The organism is Micromonospora sp. WMMD729, from assembly GCF_049315225.1.
In the GTDB taxonomy this organism is placed as follows: Bacteria; Actinomycetota; Actinomycetes; order Mycobacteriales; family Micromonosporaceae; genus Micromonospora.
In genome coordinates this window covers 4,031,144-4,052,888 of the sequence record NZ_CP186059.1, presented here as the reverse complement: position 1 = coordinate 4,052,888, position 21,745 = coordinate 4,031,144, and the positions used below count along the sequence as shown (strand labels likewise).

The following is a 21,745-nucleotide window of genomic DNA, read 5'->3' as shown; positions in this document are numbered from 1 at the left end:
ATCTCAGCCCGCCATCACCGTCGCTTCGCCCGGAGGCCGGCCCCGCCCCACAGGAACATCGGCTATCCGGCCGGGACGCCGACCGGACGGCCGTCGTGCCGCTCCAGCAAAACCCGGACCATGTCCGCCTCGGGAGTGCCGAGCGCTTCCAGGATGCCCAGCGCCTCCCGCCAGGCCCGCGAGGAAGGCTCCAGGTGACCCAGGGTGATCAGCGCGCGGGCGCGTACCAGGGGTGCCCCGATCGCCGCCGCGCGATGTGCCGCCTCGCCGGCGAGCCGGGCCGCCTGCACGGGGTCGCCGTCCTTGCGGGCGATCTCGCCCAGCGCCGCCAGCGCGTCGACCTCGATCACTGCGGCGCCGGACTGTCGGGCCAACGTGACCGCCCGTTCCAGCGAGGAGCTGGCCAACAGCGGCGTCCGTTCGGCGACGGACGCGGCGAGGCCCACCAGGGCTTCGGCCTCGGTCGCCAACGTGCGCGCCGACCTGGCCCACTCGGCGGCCCGGGTGTACCGGGCCGCCGCGCCGGTGAGGTCGCCGGTCAGCCGGAGCAGGGAGCCCTCGGCGATGTCGATCGACGCCTTGCAGTGCCAGTCGTCGGTGCGGTCGGCGAGACGCTGCGCGGCGGCGAGCGCCGACCTCGCCTCCGGCACGTCGCCGCGTAGCGTGTGGATCTGGCCGATCCCCGCCAGCGCATTGGCCTCGATGGACGCCATGTCGACCTCATGGGCCGTCCGCACCGCCGCGTGGAGATCCCGCAGGGCGGCCGGGTACTCACCCCGATTGGTGTGCACGAGGCCGAGGTTGGTGAGGATGACCGCCTCGTTGGGGCGTGCGCCGTCCTCCCGGTGGATGACGATGGCGGCGGTGAGTCGCTCGACCGCCAGCCGCAGCCGCCCCGCCATGGCGTAGATCGTCCCGAGGTTGCTCGACATCACCGCGATGCCGTAACGGTGGCGGATCCGCTCGTTGAGCCGCAACGCGTGCTCGAAGCAGGCCGCCGCCGTCGCCAGTTGTCCGAGGTCGCCGAAGACCGCGCCGAGCGAGCCGGTCGCGGCGGCCTGGCCCTGCGCGTGCCGGGCGCTGCGGAACAGGTGACCCGCCCGGCGCTGGTGCGCGATCGCGACCAGATGTTTGCCGGTGAGGTGGTACACGTTGCCCAGACTCATGTGTGCCGACGCCCGCAGAGCCAGGTACGCGTCCCCCCTCGACGCGTGCAGGGCCGCCTGCGCCACGAGCAGCCAGTTCAGGGAATTGCGGGTGACCCAGAAGTACGTTCGTAACTGGTCGGCGAGCAGGGCCGCAGCGTCCCTCGACGTGCCGTCGGCGGCCGCCCTTATCAGCGCCACCATGTTCGACTCCTCGGCCTCGAGCCAGGCCAGGGACGCGTCACGGTCACCGATGCCGGCGTCGATGGCCGCCAAACCCGTCGGCAGCTCCAGGCGGACCCGCCCCGGGGCCAACAGGTCGCCGGCGGCCTGGGCGCGGACCAGGTACCACGCGAACAGGCGGGCGAGGACGGTGTGCGCCTCGGGCCGGCCGGCCTGCCGCGCACTGTGTTGGCCCGCGTAGCGCCCCAGCAGGTCGTGCAGCGTGACGTGATCGTCGTCGAACTCCACCAGGTGCGCCGAGAAGAGTCGGGCCAGCGTCCGGCGGGCCGCGTCCACGGATGTCTGCGCCAGGTGTGCGATCGCGTCGACCGACAGCCTGAGCCCTGGAAGGGTGCCGAGGAGGCGGAACATCCGCTGGGCCTCGCCGGGAAGCCGGGTGTAGGAGAGGTCGAACGCCGTCTGTACGGCGACACTCGGGTCGTCGTCGATCGCCAGGGCGGCGACGCTCCGCTGCCGCAACTGCCGCACGTACGCCGACACCGCGAGGTCAGGCTCGTCGTGCAGCAGTGCCGCCGCGATCCGCAGGGCCAGTGGGAGCCGACCGCAGACCTGGGCGAGGTCCCGGATCGCGTCGCGATCGGCGGCTCGCGGGTCGGCGCCGAGCAGGACGGTGAGCAGTTCGATCGCGTCAGGTTCCGGAAGAAGTCCGATGGTCAGGCGGTGGGCGTCCTGCTGGGCCACGAGCCCGGTCAGGCGGTCCCGGCTGGTGACCACGACCAGGCTGTCCACAGAGCCGGGCAGCAACGGCCGCACCTGCTCGGCGTCGAGTGCGTTGTCCAGAACGATCAGCAGCCGGCGGTCGGCGACGACGGTACGGTAGAGCGCCGACGCCTCCTCCGGGTCGGCCGGAATGCGGCCCGCCGGCACTCCCAGACCTCGCAGCAGCGCGCCAAGCGCCTCCGCCGAGCGCATGGGCCGGCCGGCGGAGTAGCCCCGCAGGTTGAGGAAGAGCTGACCGTCCGGGAAGCGGTCACGGACGCTGTGCGCCCACCGGATGGCGGTCGCCGTCTTCCCGACACCCGCCGTGCCGACGACCGCGGAGAGGATCAGGACCTGCGGCGCTGCCGCGTCGGCGAGCAGACGGTCGAGCTGACGCGACTCGGCGTCGCGGCCGACGAAGTGTCCCGGCGGCAGCGGTAGTTGCGCCGGACCGTCGGGAGAGGTCGCTGTGCCGTCCGAGGGTGCGGTGGCGCGGGACAACGTCCGGTAGGTCGCCTGGATCTGCTCTCCGGGAGCGACACCGAGGTCGGTGGTGAGCCGCTCGGTGAGGCTGGCGTAGGCCGCGATGGCCTCGCTGCGACGACCGATCCCGTTCAGGGCCAGCATCAGCAGCTCGACGGGCCGCTCGCGTGTCGGCGCCTCACCGATCAGCTCGTGCAGCGGCGCCAGGATCTCCCGGTGCTGGCCGACGTCGAGGCGGGCGCCGAGCAGCTCTTCCTGCGCGGTCAGGCGTGCCTCGTCGAGCTCCGGGAAGAGCCGGCCCTGCTGGGCGTCGTCGAAGACGTCGGCCAGGGCCGCGCCCCGCCACAGACCGAGCGCGGTGCTGAGCATCGCGATGCGCTGACCGGCATCGGTGACGTCCCTGCTCTGCGTCACCAGAGCGGTGAAGCGGTGCACGTCGACCCGCTCTGCCCGGATCTCCAACGCGTAGCTGTTGGGTCGGGCCAGCAACGCGGGCTCGCTCGACCGGCCCAGCTCCAGCGTGGACCGCAGGTGCGAGATCATGGCCTGCAGGCCCGCTCGTGCCTGGGCCGGAGGCTGATCTTCCCAGAGCAGGTCGATGAGTCGCTCCGCAGAGTGGAACTGGCCCGGTCGCATCGAGAGGATGGCGAGCAGCCGTCGCTCCTGACGACGTCGGACGGGCACGACCCGTCCGTCGATGACAGCCTCGACGGGGCCGAGTAGTCGCAGCTCCACAGCCGCAGGCTAACAAGGCGTACCGACGTCGACGGAGGGCCATGTGTCTATGTGGGACGCACCCGGCGGCCAGCTTCCCGGTCGGCCGAAGCCGCTGCGGATGACGGATCTCAGGGCCCCCGGGCCGGCCGGGGACCCTGACGTCCGCCTGCCTTCAGCTGATCCAGGGAGTGCACGTCCAGGCGCCGCCGTTGAGGTTGAAGCAGGCCTGGTGCTCGTCTGAGGAGTCGAGATCCTCGAGCATGTTGGTCCACACCCCACCGTTGGTGGAGAGGAACTGCTTGCTGAGGCTGCCCGTGTACCAGTATCCGTAGGACGACCACACCCGGCGCTCGATGCGTACGGTGAACGTGGCGCCCGCGTAGCGGACGTACTGGTCGTTCTGCAGGCGGGCCCAGGCCGCCCTGCAGCCGGGCGACTTCACGACGACGATGCCGAGTCCGCTGTCGTAGCCGCCGCCGGTCCAGCCGTACCGGGTGCCGCTGCACTGGCCGTTGGGATCGACGTTGTGACAGCCGGTGCCCGAACACGCGGCCAGCGCCGGCGACACCGGTACCGATGCGGCGACCACGCCGAATCCCATGAACGCCGCCAGGGCGATCAGCGTCCGTGCCAGGCGATGCGTCCGGACCTTCGCTACCTTCATGCTGTCCTCCTCAGTCGTGCTGCGTGTCGTGGAGGTGATCCTTCGGCGTCGCCGCATCGCGGCCGCATCGTCAGGCCATCCGCGCCGCGTCGAACCGCCATCACCGTCGGCGTGCACCGCCGGACGACGAACGAGCGGGCCCGCGACGCAGCCGGCGTACACCGTGCCGTGATGCCGGGGCGGTACGCCCACGATGCCGTTCTGGTACGCCGACGGTGCGCGCGGTTCCGACACTGCATCGACCCCGAGCATCCTGGAGGAACCGCAGTGTCGACATCACCACCCCGCCCCGCGCTGCCGCGCGGGCTCACTCCCGGCGCCGCCCGTCGCGGCGTCACCGCCGCGCTCGCCGCCACCGCGCTCGTCGCCGGCGGTCTCGTGGCGCTCCCCGCGCCGGCCGCCGCGGCGCCTGATACGCCCCCGAAGGACGTGGCGTCCACCGCGGTACCGCCCGGTCAGCGGGACTCGACCCTCAAGCGGGGCTGGCGGACGTCGCAGGACCGGGCCTGGACTCTCTCCGGCGACATGACCGGTCTGCACGTGCTCGTGGCGTCGGCCGCCTCCGGTTACAGCTGGACGACGGCGGCGACGCTGAGCGAGCCCGGACTGGAGACCGACCAGTGGATCGGCAACGGCTGCCTCACCGAGTCGGGCCGGCGGCTGGTCGTCACGTACGCGCCGCGCGCCTACACCAACAAGCCCGACCTGTTCGACCGCGGCGCCTTCGTGGCGGTCGTGGACCTCACGGACCAGTCCGTCCGGAAGGTGGCCGCACACGCGTCCCTCGCGTACTTCAGCCCCGGCTGCGGTACCGGTGAGAACGTCGTGCTGAGCACGTTCACCGGCGGCGACACCGGCTCGGGCAAGACCCGCCTGACGCAGCTCGACGCGGCGACCGGCACCGTGGCCGCGCCGATCCAGGTGGCGGGCCAGCTCACGTCCGCGCTGCCGGTCAAGGACAAGATCATCGCCGCCGACAGTGGCGCGCTGGTCACGGTCGACCGCAAGGGCCGCCGGTCGGCCGTCGCGAGGACCACCGGCGTACCGTTCCGGCTGGCGGCCAACGGCGACGGCGTCGTGTACATGGATGCCGACAGCAAGGCCGGCCGGGTCAAGCGGACCGTCGTGCGGTCCGGCGCGACGGCCACGCTGGCCGAGGGCGGCACGACCGACATGAACGTGGTCAGGGGAGCGGGCGGTCGGGTCGGCATCACCGGTACCCCCGGCAGGATGCACAAACTGCCGACGGGTGTCGCGAAGCTCGACGCGACCGTGCGGGCGGAGATGTCCAGCGAGGGTGACCTGTTGCTGGACGAGATCAAATGGACGACCGACCCGCGTGCCGCGCCGGCCACGGACGACTCCCGCGGACGGTCGCTCACCATGAGGGCCACGGTGCCGGCGACCGGCCGCAGCGTGAACTTCGCGGTCGCGCCAACCACGCCGACGTCGGGCGACGCCGGCGCTCGGGCGAACCCGAGGACGCCGGGGCGGGCCCGGTCGGCACCGGGTGCCACGACGCTGGCGACACCGCTGCACGACCCGGTCGACACGGCCGCCTGGTGCGCCGTCCCGCGCAACGACGTGCGGGCACAGGTGTACCAGCCGCGCGCCCGGGAGATCGAGTGGGTGGTCGACATGGCGGTGCAGGACTCGCTGATCCTCAACCGGGTCAACAACTTCAACCAGTCCGGCCTGCCCGGCTACAACGTCGCGCAATGGTTCCCGATGCGGCCCCTCACCGGCGGCGGCCATGTGCCCGCGCAGATCATGCTCGGCATCCTCGCCCAGGAGTCGAACCTGTGGCAGGCGTCGCCGCACGTCCTGCCCGGCGAGTTCGGCAACCCGCTCATCGGCAGCTACTACGGGCTCGACATCTACGACGCCGACACGAGCGACGACTGGACGATCCGCTGGGACAAGTCCGACTGCGGCTACGGCGTCGGGCAGGTCACCGACGGTATGCGCAAGGCCGGGTTCCAGAAGCCGAACGAGGTTCCGCTGCCGTACAACCAGCAGTTGGCCATCGCCGTGGACTTCGCCGCGAACATCTCCCAGTCGCTGCGGATCCTGCAGGACAAGTGGAACCAGGTCCACGCGTACAACATGAAGGTCAACGGCGGCGACCCGAAGTACATCGAGAGCTGGTTCTTCGCGGTGTGGGCCTACAACACCGGGTTCTACGAGCCGCAGGGCAGCACGGACGGGCCGTGGGGCGTCGGCTGGGCGAACAACCCGGCCAACCCGCGGTACCCGGCGAACCGCAAGGCGTTCCTGGAGGAGACCTACGACGACGCGCGGCATCCGAGCGACTGGCCGTACCCGGAAAAGATCATGGGTTGGGCCGGGCACCCGCTCAACGCGATCGAGAAGCCGGACACCTACACCGACGGCTACCGGTACGCGTGGTGGAGCACGAACGACGGGCGGGCGCGGGTGAAGCCGCACCTCCAGACGTTCTGCGACCAGTCCAACGACTGCTACTACGGCAACAACCTCCCGCCGACGGCGCCGGACGTGATCGACGAGCCGGCCGGCCCGTGCCACCACGTCAACGTCATCGGCGAACGGGACCTCAAGTGCTGGTACAACCGGTCCGCGGACTGGAAACCAGGCTGTCTGGACTGTGGTAACGCCGCCATCAGGTACGACCCCGGCTGGGAGTATCCGGCCGCCGGGGTGAGCTACTACCCGAAGTGCGGCACCGACCTGCCGGCGAACGCGCTCGTGGTCGACGATGTGGTCAACGAAGTCATCAGCCCACGCCGTGACGAGGCCGGTTGGCTCTGCACCAGACGAACGAACAGCGGCACGTTCACGCACGGATTCGCGGGTGAGACGCAGAACGGCACGCTCCAGTACCCGGGCAAGATCGACCTGCACCAGGTCGGCGGCGGGTACGGCGCGCACTACTGGTTCACGCACACCCGCGCGCCGGGCAGCAACCTCTACGTCAGTGGGACGTGGACACTGGACCGGACGGTGAACGGCTGGATGCGGGTCATGGTCCACATTCCTGATCACCTCGGTACCACCCAGCAGGCGGCGTACAAGATCACGACGAAGAACGGCGTGGTCAAGACCCGCATGGTCCAACAGCGCGGGTACGCGAACCGTTGGGTGGCGCTCGGCGTGTTCGAGTTCAACAACGTCCCGCAGGTGGAGCTGACCAACATCGTGTCGGACCTGACACCCGAGGAGCTGGCGCAGCTGCGTGACGATGTGCCGGCCGGCGGGCAGGGCGACCTCGCCCTGGGCCGGCCGCAGGAGAACGTGGCCTTCGACGCGGCGGCGTTCATTCCGCTTCCGGGCAAGCCGCAGCACCAGGTGGTGGCGCTCGGCGACTCGTTCTCGTCGGGCGAGGGCGCCTCGCCGGTGAACGGCTCGGACTACTACCGCGAGACCGACAACAACAGCAAGAACGCCTTCCGCAACGGCTGCCACCGCTCGAAGAACGCGTGGTCGCGCAAGGCCGTGCTGCCCGGGTCGTCCACGCCGATCGGGCTGCGGGCGGACATCACGAGCCAACAGCACGACGTCAACATGGACTACCACCTGATCGCCTGCTCGGGCGCGGAAACGGAGAACATCCTGCCCCTGCACAGCGTCAGCAACGAGCCCCGCAACGCCGACGGTGAACGGGGCAAGGGTCAGTACCTGGAGGCGTCCCAGCTCGACAAGGGCTACCTGGATGAGAACACCACGCTCGTCACGATCTCGATCGGCGGCAACGATGCGAGGTTCGGCCCGGTGGTCAAGGAGTGCCTCGTGATGGCCGGCCCACTGGACTGCTTCAAGGCGAAACTGTCGGGCGAGACGGACACCGTGGACGTGTCGACCCGGCGCCGCATCTCCGACGCGGTTCCGCGGTCGAACACGAAGGTGCTGGAGGAGATCCACAAGAAGGCGCCGAACGCCAAGATCATGCTCATGGGATACCCGAAGCTCGTCGAGATCGGCGGCGACCCGACCTGCGCCCTCAAGCTCGTCCTCAGCGACGAGGAGCGGGTGTGGCTCACCGAGATGAGCGTGCTGCTGCGTGACGAGCAGCTGGACGTCGTCCGCGACTTCAACACCGCGCACGGCGCGACGATCGCGTACTACTCCGACCCGATCGACGAGTTCGCGGGCAAGGCGGTCTGCGGCTCGCCGGCGGGCATCCACGGAGTCGTGACGGACAAGTCGCCGGGCGACACCCCGGACGGCCCGACGTCGACGCAGTCCTTCCACCCCAACAGCCCGACCGGTGTCAGCCTCTTCGCGCAGTCGATGAACTTCACCGTCGCGCAGATGTACCCGTGACGAACGCTGCACGACCCAGGAGCCCGGGCGGCCGTCGGCGGCCCGGGCTCCCGGCCCCGCGCATCAGCCTGGTCGACGTAGCTGGTGCAGACGCATGACGCTCGCGGGCAGGACGACCGTCAGCAACCGATCGTCATCCGTCTGTGGCGGCCTGCCGACTTCGGCGATGCGGACCGGCGCGGTGTCGGGAACGATCACGTCATGGACCTCGGATCCCCTCGTCCGGCCTCGCCGCGTCGGGTGGGTCGTTCCACGACGTGGTTCACGGTGCTGTCGCTGGTCGGCGTTCTCTTCCTCTCCGCCAGCATCGGGCTACGGCTGCTCGACCAACCCGAGGAGTACCGGACGTTCGACCCGTCGGCGACCGGGGTGGTGTCCCACGGCGACTTCGAGGGATTCTTCACCGGCTCGTTCGGTGTCGCCGCTGATCCCGGCACGGTGACCGGACTGCGCTGCGCCCTGACCTGCCCGGCGACGATGTCCGTCACACTCGATCAGTCATCCCCGGAAACCGTCGCCGTCGTTGTCCGCGCTGGGCTGATGGGCACACAAACGGGCAGGACGAACGCGCGCCTCATGGTGATCGCCCCACACGATTCCGACCACTTCACGCTTGCGGAGCACTCCCACCCGGGGGTGCGGTTGAAGGTGACCCCCATCGATGCGGTGAGCGCGGAGGCCGGTCGACCGAACCTGGCAACTGTCACGTTCACCGATATCTTCCCCCGACCTGGGGTGACATTCGAGCTGGACTTCCAGTGGCACCCGGGTGACAGCGGTGGCTGGAAGAAGTCGTTCTTCGGCCGGCGCAACCTGGGCGTCCCGTACTTCACCGGCGACCGTTTCTTCTTCGACCCGCCCACCGTGTCACTGCGTCCGGGCAACGGGCTCGACGCCTCCCTGTCCCGGGTGAACCTCGACGTCGCCGTGACGCCGCAGAGCCGCATCGGCAACGCGCTTCCGGACCCGGACCGCAAACCGTTGCCCCGGACCGTGCGGTGGTCGGTGCCCGGAGAACAATCCGCCGCCATCTACTTTGTCACTGCCGAGGAGCGCTGGAAGCGGATTCTGTTTGGGCTCATCAACGAGCAGGTCCTGTTCTTCGCCGGTCTTCTTCTCGGGGCGTGGCTGGGAGAGATTGCCTCCCAATGGCGGAAAACCTGAGGCGACCTGACAGGTGTCCGGAACTGTACGGGACCGTACGGGACTGTTCGGAACAGGAAAACCGTACTCGTCGCATTGAGCTTGGCGGGGGAGCGGGCTAGCTTCGATTCTCATCGATCGTCTGGTGGGACGCGAAAACCCGCTCGCCCCGGGATGCCGCTATTGGTCCCGACGAGGAGTGTTGGCATCGACGCTGGTGATCAGCGCGGCTGATCGGGTCGGTACATGGCGCATCGATACCCGACGAGACGCCGTGACGAAGGCCTACGCAAGGGAGAATTCGTATGCTTGGCAAAGGACGCCGGCCCGGGCGCGGATACCGTCTGGGGCTGGCCTCCGTGCTCGTGAGTGTGGTGGTGGTGATGTCGTCCGCGCAGCCGGTCCACGCCGCCAACCTCGGCAGCGAGCCGACCCTGCCCTACGCGCAGCCGACCAACGCCAGCCTGCCCAGAGCGGGATGCGACACGACCGCCACCGATCCGAAGAGTCCGCCGGCCAGCAGCCCGGCCGCGGTGCAGGTGATCTATGCGTGGAACGACTCCACCGGGAACCAGTACGCGACGAACGTCGAGCATGCCGCCCGTGTCATGGACCGCGTCGACTGGCTGCTCGACCAGGCCAGCAACTACGACCAGCACGTGAAGCTGAGCTGCCGGTCGACGACCACCAGCACGTACAACCAGTACGCGCAGGCCCTGGTGACACCCGAGAAGATCGACACCACGAACACCGACTACTGGTCGATCGCGAACGAGCTCTCGGCCAAGGGGTACGACGACAGCAACCGCTGGTACGTGGTCCTGACGGAATTCCCCGCCCCGTCCAACTCGGCGTACTGGTGTCCCACCAGTGGGGGTAGCGGCTGTGTCTCGATCGTCGAGGCGTGGGACAGCGGGGTCGTCGGGCACGAGGTGTCACACCTGCTCGGCGCCGGTCACGCCTACATGAGCGAGCACGTCTGGCAGGACTCCAACGGTAACTGGCAGGCCGAGCAGTACTGCCCCGACATCATGATGTGCGCCGGCGACTGGTGGGCCTTCGACATGGGCTACCGCCAGAACTACGACCCGAGCGAGACCAGCGCGCGGTTCTACGTGGACAACTATCCGTCGACCACGATGAACAACGCGGCGGTTCACCCGCTGCTCACCCCGCCGGTGTGCTGCGACGTCGGTGCCAACAACGACCTGCTGACCGCGCAGGAACGGACCATCGAGGCGCAGGCGCCGGGCACCTCGAACCCCACCGGGTTCTCCACCTCCGGTTCGGGGGCGGCCATCTCGGTGACACCGCAGGGCTCGTACGCCGGCGTGTCGGCCCGCTACTTCGACAACCGTCGCTCGTTGCAGTTCGTCAGCTCACCGCAGTCGGCCGAGAAGTCGGTCATCGTGAGCCGTAGGCCGGCGGTGACGGCCGGGCACACCTACAAGTTCTTCGTCCGGCTACGCGCCGACTCCGGCACCGCGGCGCTCCGTATGCGGTGGTACAACTCCGCGGGCACGCTGCTGTCCACGTCGCCCGGCAGCTCGTTCGGCCTGACGTCGAACTGGTGGGAGTGGTCCTACGAGGCGGTCGCACCACCGAACGCGGCCAGCGTGCAGATCTCCGTGGTGGCGCCGGCCGGTGGTTCGCAGCCAGCGACCCTGACCATGCACGTGGACACGTTGCAACTGACCGACTGCAGCGCCAATCTGAACTCGCTGTGCCGCCCCACCACCTGATCGCAGCCTGGTGAGTCGGCCTTTCCCCACGTCGCGCTCGCGCGACGTGGGGAAAGGCCTTCGGCCGACAAGGGTTCCGCGCGTCGCCAGAGGGTGGATCGGTCAGCGCGGGGATTCGCCGGACCGTAGTCCGTCGACGAGGAGCGCGACCATGCGCTGACCGTAGTCGGGTTCCTCGTCCGGGATGGGGGCGCAGAGTTTCGCGACCGCGTACAGCAGATCCTGGGCGCTGATGTCGGCCTTGATCTCGCCGCTGGCTGCCGCGGCGTCGAGCAGGGACCCGAGGGCCGGTCCCAGCTTCTGCACGAGGTAGCCGGGCAGACCGTCGAACGCCGGATCGCCGGAGTGCAGGGCTGCGGCGAATCCGCGTTTTGTCGCGACGAACGCGGTGAACCGATCGAGCCACTTCGTGAGGGCGGTCCACGGCTCGTGCGCGGCGGCCAGCACCGGGGCGGCGTCGGCACAGGCGTCGATCTCGCGCTCGATGACGGCCTTGATCAGGTCGGAACGCTGCGGGAAGTGCCGGTAGAGGGTGCCGACGCCGACGCCGGCCAGATCGGTGATCTCTTTGGCGGGGGCGTCCACGCCGGTCGTGCCGAAGACCGTCTTCGCCGCGTCGAGCAACGAATCGATGTTGCGGCGCGCGTCGGTGCGCATCCGGCGCGGAGCGCGCTCGCGGCCCTCCGCACCCGCCGTGCTGCCGGACACAGTTGCCCTCCCTTGCTGTTCCGGAAAGCCTTTCCGTATAGTTCTGGAAAGGCGTTCCGGATAACCACGATACCGCAGGGAGACGCTCATGCTGTACCGCACCCTGGGCCGGACGGGCATCAAGATCAGCCCGTACGCGCTCGGCACGTTGATGTTCGCCACGGTGATCGGAAACCCCGACCCTGACGACTCGGTCAAGGTCATCCACAAGGCGCTGGACGCGGGGATCAACGTCGTCGACACCGCCGATGCCTACGGCGATTCGGAGGAGATCGTGGGCAGAGCCCTCAAGGGGCGGCGGGACAGCGTCGTCCTCGCGACCAAGGTGGGCCTTCCCCGGCTGAACGCGCTGCCTCGGACGCCAGGCGCGGCCACGGCCATCGACCCCAATCGGCGAGGCGCCTCCCGGCGCTGGATCATGACCGCCGTCGAGGACTCGCTGCGCCGCCTGCAGACCGACCACATCGACCTCTACCAGATCCAGCGGCCGGACCCCGACACCGACATCGAGGAGACGCTCTCCGCGCTGTCCGACCTGATCCGCAGTGGCAAGGTCCGGGCGATCGGGTCATCCACGATGCCCGCGTCCGACATCGTCGAAGCCCAGTGGGTCGCCGAGCGGCGCGGCCTGGAACGCTTTCACACCGAGCAGCCGCCCTACTCGATCCTCAACCGGGGCATCGAGAGCGAAGTGCTGCCGGCCGCGCAGCGCCACGGGATGGGCACTCTGGTGTGGGGCCCTCTCGGGCAGGGCATGCTCACCGGCCGAGTTCGCAGGGGTGAGCAGAACGACCTGCGCCGTGCCCGCTTCTCCAAGCACCTGACCGACGAACGCCGGATCGGCGTCGTGGAACAACTCATCCCGCTCGCCGACGAGGCAGGCATGCCGTTGACCCACCTCGCCATGGCGTTCACCATCGCTCACCCCGGCGTGACGAGCGCAATCCTGGGTCCGCGCACGATGGAGCACCTCGACAACCTGCTCGCGGGCGTCGACGTCACGCTCACCGACGAGATCCTCGACCGGATCGACGAGATCGTCGCGCCCGGCACCGATGTCACCCGACTCGACCAGGCCTACCTGCCCCCGGCCCTGTCGAACCCGAACCTGCGCCGCCGGCCGCTCAACGAGCGCGGCGCCATCTGAACACCGAGACGCGGTGATCGTGTCGCCACCGTGGACCCCGCTGGCCGCGACGACGACGCATGGCGGGTCAGCCTCGTCGTACCGTGGCCCCGGCCCGGATCGCCCGCGGTATCTCGGCGACATCGTCGACCCGATCCAGCAGCACGGCAAGTTCGTCGCCGGACGCGGGTGAGCGCAACTCGACCTGGTAGGTGATGCCGCTCGATGTCCACGTCTGCGTGTCGAAGCCTCCCTCGGCCGTGACGCGTACCCCGTCGATCCGGATGCCGAGTACGCCCGCCTCCCGATAGATGTCGTTCAGGACGCAGCCCGCCGCAGCGAGGTGCAACAGGTGGGCGCCGGTGAAATCCGCCTCGACCGTGACCCCCTCGGCTGTCCAGCGATGAGGGAACCGGATCGCGGCACCGTCATTCGATCTGAACGAGCCGGCGCCGACCACGACCGCGAATTGCTCCACCGGTTGCTCCCGTCCGCCTTGCCTGCACCGATCGGCTCATTGTCGCCCGTTGCCGGCACCGCCACCAGATGCCGCGACATCCACCCTGCATGGCGTCAGCAGCGTCAGCGGGCGGGGGAGGAGACTCGTTCCCGCATCACGGGTACGGGCAGTGCCGGGTTCGCCGCCGCGGACTCGGCCAGCTCGGTGTCGTCGAGCAGTTCGACGATTCGATCCACCGGTAGCTGGGGGCATGCCGCCATCGCGTGGCGTACCGCGGCGTCGGGGTCGTGGGTGAGTCGGTCGACGAGTGCCGGATCAGCCTCGGGATCGCGGGCGACGAGCCGCCGGACCGCTGGATCCCGGTCGGGGGCGAACCGGGCCAGCGCCGCGGTCGGGAAGCTCGGCAGCGCCAGCAGCCGGTAGCGGTCGCAGCGGCGGTGCTCGTGCTCGCGGAACACCCGCAGCAGCAGATCGGGTGGCGCTGCCGGGTGGTGGTGGGCGAGGAGGGCTCGTACGACGGGATCGGGATCGTCGGCGAGCGTGGTGACGGCGTCGGCGGGCAGTCGTGGATCGACTGCAGCCCGCCGGCGCAGCAGCGGGTTGACCGACGTGGCGAGGCGCACCGACTCCGTCAACGGTGGCAGTGGTGGGGACGGCAACACTGGTCGGTGGTGCCAGCACAGGTCGATCCGGCGGTCCCACGGTGCCGTGGTCAGGTCGATGCCGATCGCCGCGCGGTCCCCTTCGCTGAGTCCGGGATGGACGGAGACGGCGGTGCGCACGGACGCCTCCGCGTCCGCGGCGAGCCGCGCCAACTGCGCAGTGGTCAGGTCGTCGCGCAGGGCGAGGCTGCGCCGGACGTCCGCCGACGGGTGCTCGAACATCGCCTCGACCACCTCCGGCGGCAGTGTCGGGTTGGTCGCCATCGCTTCGCCGCCCTGCCAGCCGTCCCGGTCGGCGAGCACGTACTCGATCAGCGCGGGCGAGAGCCGCCGTTCACTGAGCATGCCTCGGTACGCGTACCCGTTGCCGGGCAGGTCCGCAGGCTCCTGCACCCGTTCCCGCTCGGCGAAGAAGTGAGCGGTCGCCGCCCGCACCTCCGGTACGTCGTCGTGCAGCAGGGCCTCGCGTAGCCGGTTGCGGGACGTCTCGTGCACGAGGCCGAGCAGGTCGACGGCGGCGGCGCGCACCAGAGGTTCCGGGTGGGTGGCGATGGCCGACACCGATCGCTGGTCGCGGATCCCCACCTCGATCACCTCGCCCCGTAGCTCGACGGTCGTCAAGAGGTCACGCCGGAACTGCTCGACGAGCCGATCCAGGTACGGCAGGAACGCGCGGTCCGGCAATGCCAGGTCCGGATCCGCACGGACAAGGTCGACGACGCGACGCTCGGGGTCGTCCAGGAGGCGGAGTCGGATCGCCGGGTCGACGTGTGGGTTGGCCGCGAGCGCGCCGCGTACTCGGGCCACGGGGTGCCGCGTCGCCGCCGCGACGACAGTGGACGGTAGGTCGGCCCGTCGCCGAAATGCCGCCGGTACGGCCTCGGCGTGCTTGTCGAGCAGGCGCAGGAGCACGTCGACCGGTGCCGCTGGGTTACCCGCCAGGCCCCGTGTCACGGGGTCTCCGGCCGGACCGTCCAACCAGAGGTTGCCGTGGACGTAGAAGACCCCGGGGGTACGAAGCTGGCCACCGTTCGTCGAGGAATCGGCGGCCGTCCGGAGTGCCGTCCAACAGTCATCGGTGCTCACGAGAAGTGAGGGTATAGCGGCGAAACCGCAGCTCAACAGGGCTTTTCACCCGACTGACAACAGTCCGGGCCGGTTATATGCTGGACATGTCGCTGACACTGCCACCGGACGGCCGTAACCGGAGCTCCTCGTACTCTTTCCGGGTGCCGGACGATGCGAACTCCCTGCGCCTTCGCTGGGCGATCCTGGGGCCGCCCCTCGCCACGGTCCTCATGCTCGGCGTGGTCAGTTTCGCGGTCGCCGGTTGGCTGGGCGCCCTCATCCGCCGATTGGCTGGACAACCGACGTCAGCTACGACGGGACGGCGGCGAGTTCCGCAGCGCCGAACGAGACGGCGAATCGCTTGCACCAGATGCTGACGCTGCGGAACTGCGCCGGGTCGATCCCGGCAGCCAGCCGGTACACCTGGTCGCCGTGGTTGCCTTTGAGCTTGCCCAGTTCCGCGTACCGGCCGTCGTCGAACACCCGCCACCCGGCGGTGCCTGCGCGAACCTTCTGATCGGACAACCAGACCCGTAGGTCAGGACCGTCGCTGGTGTCCAGCCCGTCGATCTCCAGCTGGTGACTGCCGTCCGGGTTGCGGACCATCCGGACCGTCCCGCTGGTGTCGTGCTCGTGGGTGATGAAGGTGCCCTCCGCGAGAACGACCGGCGCCACCGGGGTGTCCGCAGGTTCGGATGAGGATCGAGACGGCTGCGGGACGGTGGAGAGGGTCTCCGTCACGACCCTGTCGGTGAACAACCGCCACGGCTGGAACCAGTAGAGCGCTCCTGCCGTGCCGATGCCCAGCACAGCAACGACGATCCAGGCGACGGGAGCGCGGAGAAGACGGCGAGTCACGGTTCAAGTCAAACCACCGGGACTCGTCGTCGCCAGGCGAGGCCGGATTACCGATTGCTTACGGCGCACGAGCGGCGATCCTGCCGAAGGCGTGCGCCGTTGCGCATTCACGCGAAGAGATTGCCGGTGATGTCGGCGTAGAAGAGGGCGGGGTCGCGGGAGAGGGAGGCCTTGACGTTGGCGGTGGGCCTGTCGGCGATGACTTCGATCTTGCCCGTCTCCAGCCCGTCGAGGGCCTGCGTGACAACCTCGTGGGGTGGGAGCTTGGGAATGTCGACGCCGGCCATCATGTCCGTGTCGGCGATCGCCAGCGCCAGGGCGGTGACCAGGGTCTTCTGGTCGGCCAACTCGAGTCGGACGCCGTTCGTCAGGGACCACTCCGCAGCCTTCGAGGCGGCGTAGCCGTTGCTGCCGGGCGCGAAGTTGTACCAGCTCAGCGCCGAGATGACGTTGAGGATGGCGCCACCGGCCAGCCTCGGCGCGAAGGCACGGGTGACGTTGAGGGTGCCCCAGAAGTTGGTGTCGAAGTCCTTTCGGACGTTCTCCGTGGAGGGGCCGAGCAGCGGGGCGTCGGTGGAGGTACCGGCGTTGTTGATGAGGATGTCGAGGTCGCCCACCTGGGCCGCCGCGGCCTCGATGGACGCCGGATCCGTGATGTCCAGTTGGAGGGCCAGCGCACCGGGGATGTCGATGCTCTCCAGGCGTCGGGCGGTGGCGTAGACGGTGGCGCCGCGGGCGAGGAGTGCCTCGACGAAGGCCTTGCCGAGGCCGCGGTTGGCACCGGTCACGAGAGCTGTGGAGCCGTTGATTCGCATACCACCACGCTAGAACCTCACGTTGACGTGAGAGGCAAATGCTGCGAGGTGGATCACGTCGCGTTCCCCGATTCAAGAACGCAGATCTCGGCGACGGTAGCCGGCGATGCCGAGCACGGTCAGGAGCGTGGCAATGGCCAGCATCACCGCCGGGGCCGTCATGCCGGCCTCGGTTAGTGGTACCCGTGCGCCGTGGGTGGCCGTGCCAGGAGCGGCGTGCTCGAAGGGCCGTTATGATCTGCGAGGTCTCTGGAGCGCCGGGAAGTCTGGTCGGCACCGTGTCGAACCCTGCCCCCCGGAGGTTTCCGTGCTGCTCCTCTGCTTCGCGGCTGTCCTGCTCGCCGCCGTGCTCGTGTCGGCGCTCGCGCACCGGACGATCCTGTCCACCGCGGCGCTGTTCCTGGTCGCCGGGTTCGTTCTCGGTGACGGCACCACCGGCGTGTTGGACCTACGGGCCGACTCGCCGATCGTGGCGCAACTGGCCGAACTGGCCCTGTTCGCGGTGCTGTTCACCGACGGGATGCGCGTGGGCTGGGCCGACCTGCGCAGCGCGTGGAAACTTCCGGGCAGAGCGTTGGGCTGGGGCCTGCCCCTGACGTTGCTGGTGACGGCGGCGCTGGCGCACTACGTGGCCGGGTTGGGCTGGGCGGAGGCCCTCCTGGTAGGGGCGATCCTGGCGCCCACGGATCCGGTCTTCGCGGCGGCCCTGGTCGGCAACGACAAGGTGCCCGCACGGTTGCGGCATCTGCTCAATGTCGAGTCCGGGGTCAACGACGGGCTCGCGTTGCCGTTCGTGGTGGTACTGCTCGCGGTCGCGGCCGGCTCCGACGACCTGCACCTGGGCGAGTTGACCACTGAACTGGCCGTCGGCCTGGTGATCGGGGTGGTGGTGCCGCTGGCGGCGCTCGCGCTGGAGCGAACCCGTTTCTTCGCCGCCTCGGCGGCGTACGCGCCGCTGAACGGGGTCGCGATCGGGCTGTTGGTGCTGGCGCTCGGCAAAGCCACGCACGGCAACCTGTTCCTCGCCGCGTTCGCCGCCGGTATCACCGTGGCGACCTTCGGGCCTCGGGAGCGCGCCGCGTTCGAGCACTTCGGGGAGAATGTCGCCGAACTGCTCAAGCTGGGGGCGCTGCTGGTCTTCGGGGCCCTGATCTCGGTCGACTTCCTCGGCGACATCTCCTTGGCCGGTTGGGTCTTCGCCGTCCTGGCCATCGTGGTCGCCCGGCCGATCGCGTTGTGGATCTCGTTCCTGCGCTCTGGGCTGAGCCTGCGGGAGCAGGCGGCGGCGATGTGGTTCGGGCCCAAGGGCTTCGCGTCGGTCGTCTACGGACTGTTGGTGATCGAGTCTGGCATCGGCGCGGCGGACGAGATCTTCCACCTGGTCGCGTTGACGATCGTCATCTCGATCCTGGCGCACTCCTCGACCGACGTCGTGGTCGCACGGGCCTTCGACGACACCGCCGACACGCCCAACTGGCACAACGCCCTGCGTCGGGTCCGTCGACGGGCAGCGGTTCCGAGTCGGTCGGCCGGCGAGCCTGCGACTCCTGCCGCGTCCAAGGTCGACGACGAGCCCGAGGACGGGCAGACGCACACGGGGTGACGCCGCCGACGAGGCCCCGCGACAACCGACGCTTGTCCCCGAGCCCCTGCTGGGCTCGGCCAGCTCATCGACCGGACGAGCCCCTCGCCCAGGGCCCGCATCCCGGTTGTCTACCTGCCAGGCTGATAGGTTGATCTCGGGTGTGCCGGGAAGCCTGGTCGGCGTTGCGACGACGGCTGGCCAGAACAGGAGAGACGCCTCATGAGCACCCTGGCCTGGATCGCGGTGGTCGTATTCGTCGCCGCCTACGTCCTGATCGCCACCGAGAAGATCAACCGGGTGACGGTGGCCCTGGGCGGTGCGTCGATCATGCTGGCGGTCGGCGCGACCGACGCCGAGCACGCGTTCTTCTCCGAAGAGGCCGGCATCGACTGGAACGTCATCTTCCTCCTGCTGGGGATGATGTTGATCGTCGGCGTGCTGAAACGCACCGGCCTGTTCGAGTACCTGGCGATCTGGAGCGCCAAGAAGGCTCGGGGTCGCCCGTTCCCGATCATGGTCATCCTGGTCGTGGTGACCGCCGTGGTGTCGGCGGCGCTGGACAACGTCACCACGGTGCTGCTGGTGGCGCCGGTGACCCTGCTGGTCTGTGAGCGGCTCGACGTGCCGCCGATCCCGTTCCTGATCGCCGAGGTCATGGCGTCCAACATCGGTGGCGCGGCCACCCTGGTCGGCGACCCGCCGAACATCATCATCGCCAGTCGATCGGGGTTGAGTTTCACCGACTTCCTGAACGTGCTGGCGCCGCTGGTGCTGATCGTGATCGTCGTGTTCATCGGTCTGTGCCGGATCATGTTCCGCAACGCGTTCCGGTACGACGCCGAGCGCGCCGCCCGGGTGATGGCGCTGCGGGAGGCGGATGCGATTCGCGACCGACGGCTCGTCGTGATCAGCCTGGTGGTGCTGGGCGCGGTGCTGCTCGCGTTCAGTCTGCACACGGTGCTGCACCTGGAGCCGTCGGTGGTGGCCATCCTGGGCGGACTGCTGCTGTTGGCACTGTCCCGGCTGGACGCGCAGGACGTCGCCAAGGATGTCGAGTGGCCGACACTGGTGTTCTTCGCCGGCTTGTTCATCATGGTCGGCGCCCTGGTCGCCACCGGCGTGATCGACACCATCGCTCGGTCGGCGACCGGAGCTGTCGAGGGCAAGCTGTGGCCGGCCACCACGTTGTTGTTGTGGGCGTCGGCGGGATTGTCGGCAATCGTGGACAACATCCCGTACGTGGCGACGATGAGCCCGATCGTGAGCGAGCTGGTGAACGCCGAAGGCGGGCTCGACAAGGCTCAGGTGCTGTGGTGGGCGCTCGCCATCGGTGCTGACTTCGGCGGAAACGCCACTGCCGTTGGCGCGTCGGCGAACGTGGTGGTGCTCGGCATCGCCGAACGCGCCGGACACAAGATCACGTTCTGGGGATTCACCAAGTACGGTCTGATCGTCACGGTGATCTCGGTGGCGATCGCGGTGCCGTACCTGTGGCTGCGCTTCTTCTGACGCTCAGGTGCCGAGCATCCGGTCGAGCAACCCGTCCAGGGTGATCGCGCCGGTCATCACCCGGTCGCGGTCGACGACCGCGACCAGCGGCACGTTCGAGCGGGCCATCACCGATGCGACCTCGAGCAGGGTGGCGTCGGCGCTGACGGCCGGCAGGTCCAGCCGGTTGCGGGGCAGCAGGTCCGCGACCGTGCGGTTGCCGATGCCCTCCAGGATCACGTCGGCGGCGGCCTCGTCGATCACCCGAGCCAGGGCCGGATCGTCCTGGCAGTAGGACGGCAGCGCCATCCGCAGCACCTGCGTGCCGGCCAGCACCGTCGAGGGGCGGCCCTTGCTGTCGACCACGATGAGGCCGGGCAGGTCCTGCGCCGCCAGGATCCGGGCGGCCTCCCGGGCCGGCATGTCCTCGGTAACGGTCTCGATCGAGGTCGCCACATCGCTCGCGCGCATGCACCGACCATACGCGCGATCGGCCACGTCGATCTGGTGGACGCCGCCGCCGGGCCCCGGTCTACCGCTGGTAGATGTCGGGAACGTTGTCATGATCGCGGTCGACCTGCTCGGTCTCGAGGATCTGTCGGTACGCGCGATCGCGTGTGCGCAGAATGATCGTGGCGAGCGCCGCGGCGATCAGGGAACCCGCCAGCACGGCGATCTTTACCCGGCCGTCGGCGTCGGTACCGATGCCGAATGCGAGTTCGCCGATCAGCAGCGAGACGGTGAACCCGATGCCCGACAGCACGGCCAGTCCGGCCACGTCGATCCAGGCCAGTCCGGTGTCCAGCTCAGCCCGGGTGAACCGGGCAACGAGCCAGGTTGCCAGCAGGATGCCCAGCGGCTTGCCGACGACCAGGCCGAGCATGATGCCCATGGCGATGGGGTCGCTGAACGCCTGCGCCAGGCCGGCGAGTCCACCGACAGCCACGCCGGCGGACATCAGCGCGAAGACCGGCACCGCGACGCCGGCGGAGATCGGCCGGAATCGGTGCTCGAAGTGCTCGGCCAAGCCGGGCCCCGGGCCGGCGCTTCTGGAGCGCAGGACCGGGACGGCGAAGGCGAGCACCACCCCGGCGACGGTGGCGTGCACGCCGGAGGCGTGCACCAGCGCCCACGTTGCGAACGCCAACGGCAGCAACAGCCACCACGAACGCACCCGACGCTGCACCAGCAGCATGAACAAGCCCAGCGGCACCACGGCGGCCAGTAGCGGCAGCACCGAGAGATGGGTCGTGTAGAAGACTGCGATGATCACGATCGCCAGCAGGTCGTCCACCACCGCCAAGGTCAGCAGGAAGGTACGCAGCGCGCTCGGCAGATGCCGGCCGATCACCGCCAGCACGGCGAGAGCGAACGCGATGTCGGTGGCGGTCGGGACCGCCCAACCCTGCACCGCGCCACCCGCGTTCAGCATCACATAGAGCAAGGCCGGGACGAGTACGCCGCCGACCGCTGCAGCGACGGGGACCGCAGCCCGACGGGGATCACGCAGGTCACCGGCCACGAATTCACGCTTGAGTTCCAGACCGGCGACGAAGAAGAAGACCGCCAGCAGCCCGTCGGCGGCCCACGTCGCCAGCGACAGGTCAAGGTGTAGCGCGTGGGGGCCGACGACAAGCCCCGTCATTGCCTCGTAGCGATGTGCCCACGGCGAGTTCGCCCAGATCAGCGCGACGACGGCGCCGGTCAGCAGCAGCGCGCCGCCGATCGTCTCCTTGCGAAGCACGTCGGCAATGCGACGTGCTTCGGTCCAGGATCCGCGGCCGAGGACGCGAGGGGGCGACTGGGGGTTCGATGTCATGCAGCCAGCTTCCGGAAG

General features: G+C 69.4%; 15 protein-coding genes. 6 read left to right on the top strand and 9 right to left on the bottom strand.

What is annotated here, in order from left to right:
* Positions 1 to 62: 62 nt before the first annotated feature.
* Together ACN263_RS18460 and ACN263_RS18455 are read right to left on the bottom strand one after the other, a co-directional pair.
* Positions 63 to 3,305, bottom strand: a complete 3,243-nt coding sequence (locus ACN263_RS18460) for a BTAD domain-containing putative transcriptional regulator (RefSeq protein ID WP_422735637.1) — start codon at positions 3,303 to 3,305, stop codon at positions 63 to 65.
* A gap of 154 nt (positions 3,306 to 3,459) precedes the next feature.
* Positions 3,460 to 4,203, bottom strand: a complete 744-nt coding sequence (locus tag ACN263_RS18455) for a hypothetical protein (RefSeq protein WP_422735636.1) — start codon at positions 4,201 to 4,203, stop codon at positions 3,460 to 3,462.
* Between the two features lie 15 nt (positions 4,204 to 4,218).
* Between ACN263_RS18455 and ACN263_RS18450 the strand changes: the two genes are divergently transcribed.
* The 3 genes from ACN263_RS18450 (at position 4,219) to ACN263_RS18440 (ending at position 11,138) form a co-directional block, all read left to right on the top strand.
* Positions 4,219 to 8,253, top strand: coding sequence for a hypothetical protein (locus ACN263_RS18450; RefSeq protein ID WP_422735635.1), 4,035 nt, complete (start codon positions 4,219 to 4,221; stop codon positions 8,251 to 8,253).
* Positions 8,254 to 8,337: 84 nt separating this feature from the next.
* Positions 8,338 to 9,417, top strand: coding sequence for a hypothetical protein (locus ACN263_RS18445; RefSeq protein ID WP_422735634.1), 1,080 nt, complete (start codon positions 8,338 to 8,340; stop codon positions 9,415 to 9,417).
* A 338-nt stretch (positions 9,418 to 9,755) separates the two neighbouring features.
* Positions 9,756 to 11,138 carry a hypothetical protein gene (locus tag ACN263_RS18440; protein WP_422735633.1) on the top strand — a complete coding sequence of 461 codons (1,383 nt, stop codon included), beginning with the start codon at positions 9,756 to 9,758 and terminating at the stop codon, positions 11,136 to 11,138.
* Between the two features lie 102 nt (positions 11,139 to 11,240).
* Here ACN263_RS18440 and ACN263_RS18435 read toward each other — a convergent pair whose 3' ends face one another.
* Positions 11,241 to 11,936 (bottom strand): TetR/AcrR family transcriptional regulator, encoded by a 696-nt coding sequence (locus ACN263_RS18435; protein ID WP_422735632.1) that lies wholly within the window; start codon positions 11,934 to 11,936, stop codon positions 11,241 to 11,243.
* Between ACN263_RS18435 and ACN263_RS18430 the strand changes: the two genes are divergently transcribed.
* On the top strand, positions 11,935 to 12,993 hold the full coding sequence (locus ACN263_RS18430) for an aldo/keto reductase (protein WP_422735631.1): 1,059 nt from the start codon (positions 11,935 to 11,937) through the stop codon (positions 12,991 to 12,993). The genes ACN263_RS18435 and ACN263_RS18430 overlap by 2 nt on opposite strands.
* 67 nt (positions 12,994 to 13,060) lie before the next feature.
* Here the strand turns inward: ACN263_RS18430 and ACN263_RS18425 are convergent, their stop codons facing one another.
* From ACN263_RS18425 to ACN263_RS18410, 4 genes are all read right to left on the bottom strand, one after another.
* Entirely contained in the window at positions 13,061 to 13,450 is a 390-nt protein-coding gene (locus ACN263_RS18425) for an OsmC family protein (RefSeq protein WP_422735630.1), read from the bottom strand.
* Between the two features lie 104 nt (positions 13,451 to 13,554).
* Entirely contained in the window at positions 13,555 to 15,180 is a 1,626-nt protein-coding gene (locus ACN263_RS18420) for a hypothetical protein (protein ID WP_422735629.1), read from the bottom strand.
* A gap of 291 nt (positions 15,181 to 15,471) precedes the next feature.
* The gene (locus ACN263_RS18415; protein ID WP_422735628.1) at positions 15,472 to 16,020 is read right to left on the bottom strand and encodes a DM13 domain-containing protein; all 549 of its coding nucleotides are present in this window, start codon (positions 16,018 to 16,020) and stop codon (positions 15,472 to 15,474) included.
* Positions 16,021 to 16,127: 107 nt separating this feature from the next.
* Positions 16,128 to 16,835, bottom strand: coding sequence for an SDR family oxidoreductase (locus ACN263_RS18410; RefSeq protein ID WP_422735627.1), 708 nt, complete (start codon positions 16,833 to 16,835; stop codon positions 16,128 to 16,130).
* 307 nt (positions 16,836 to 17,142) lie between these two features.
* Here ACN263_RS18410 and ACN263_RS18405 point away from each other — a divergent pair, with 307 nt between their 5' ends.
* Entirely contained in the window at positions 17,143 to 18,438 is a 1,296-nt protein-coding gene (locus ACN263_RS18405; RefSeq protein ID WP_422735626.1) for a cation:proton antiporter, read from the top strand.
* Positions 18,439 to 18,639: 201 nt separating this feature from the next.
* The gene (locus tag ACN263_RS18400) at positions 18,640 to 19,929 is read left to right on the top strand and encodes an SLC13 family permease (RefSeq protein ID WP_422735625.1); all 1,290 of its coding nucleotides are present in this window, start codon (positions 18,640 to 18,642) and stop codon (positions 19,927 to 19,929) included.
* 3 nt (positions 19,930 to 19,932) lie between these two features.
* Here the strand turns inward: ACN263_RS18400 and ACN263_RS18395 are convergent, their stop codons facing one another.
* A complete protein-coding gene (locus tag ACN263_RS18395) occupies positions 19,933 to 20,379 on the bottom strand; it encodes a CBS domain-containing protein (protein ID WP_422735624.1) in 447 nt (148 codons plus the stop codon).
* Positions 20,380 to 20,440: 61 nt separating this feature from the next.
* Positions 20,441 to 21,727, bottom strand: a complete 1,287-nt coding sequence (nhaA, locus tag ACN263_RS18390; protein ID WP_422740735.1) for a Na+/H+ antiporter NhaA — start codon at positions 21,725 to 21,727, stop codon at positions 20,441 to 20,443.
* Between the last annotated feature and the right edge of the window lie 18 nt (positions 21,728 to 21,745).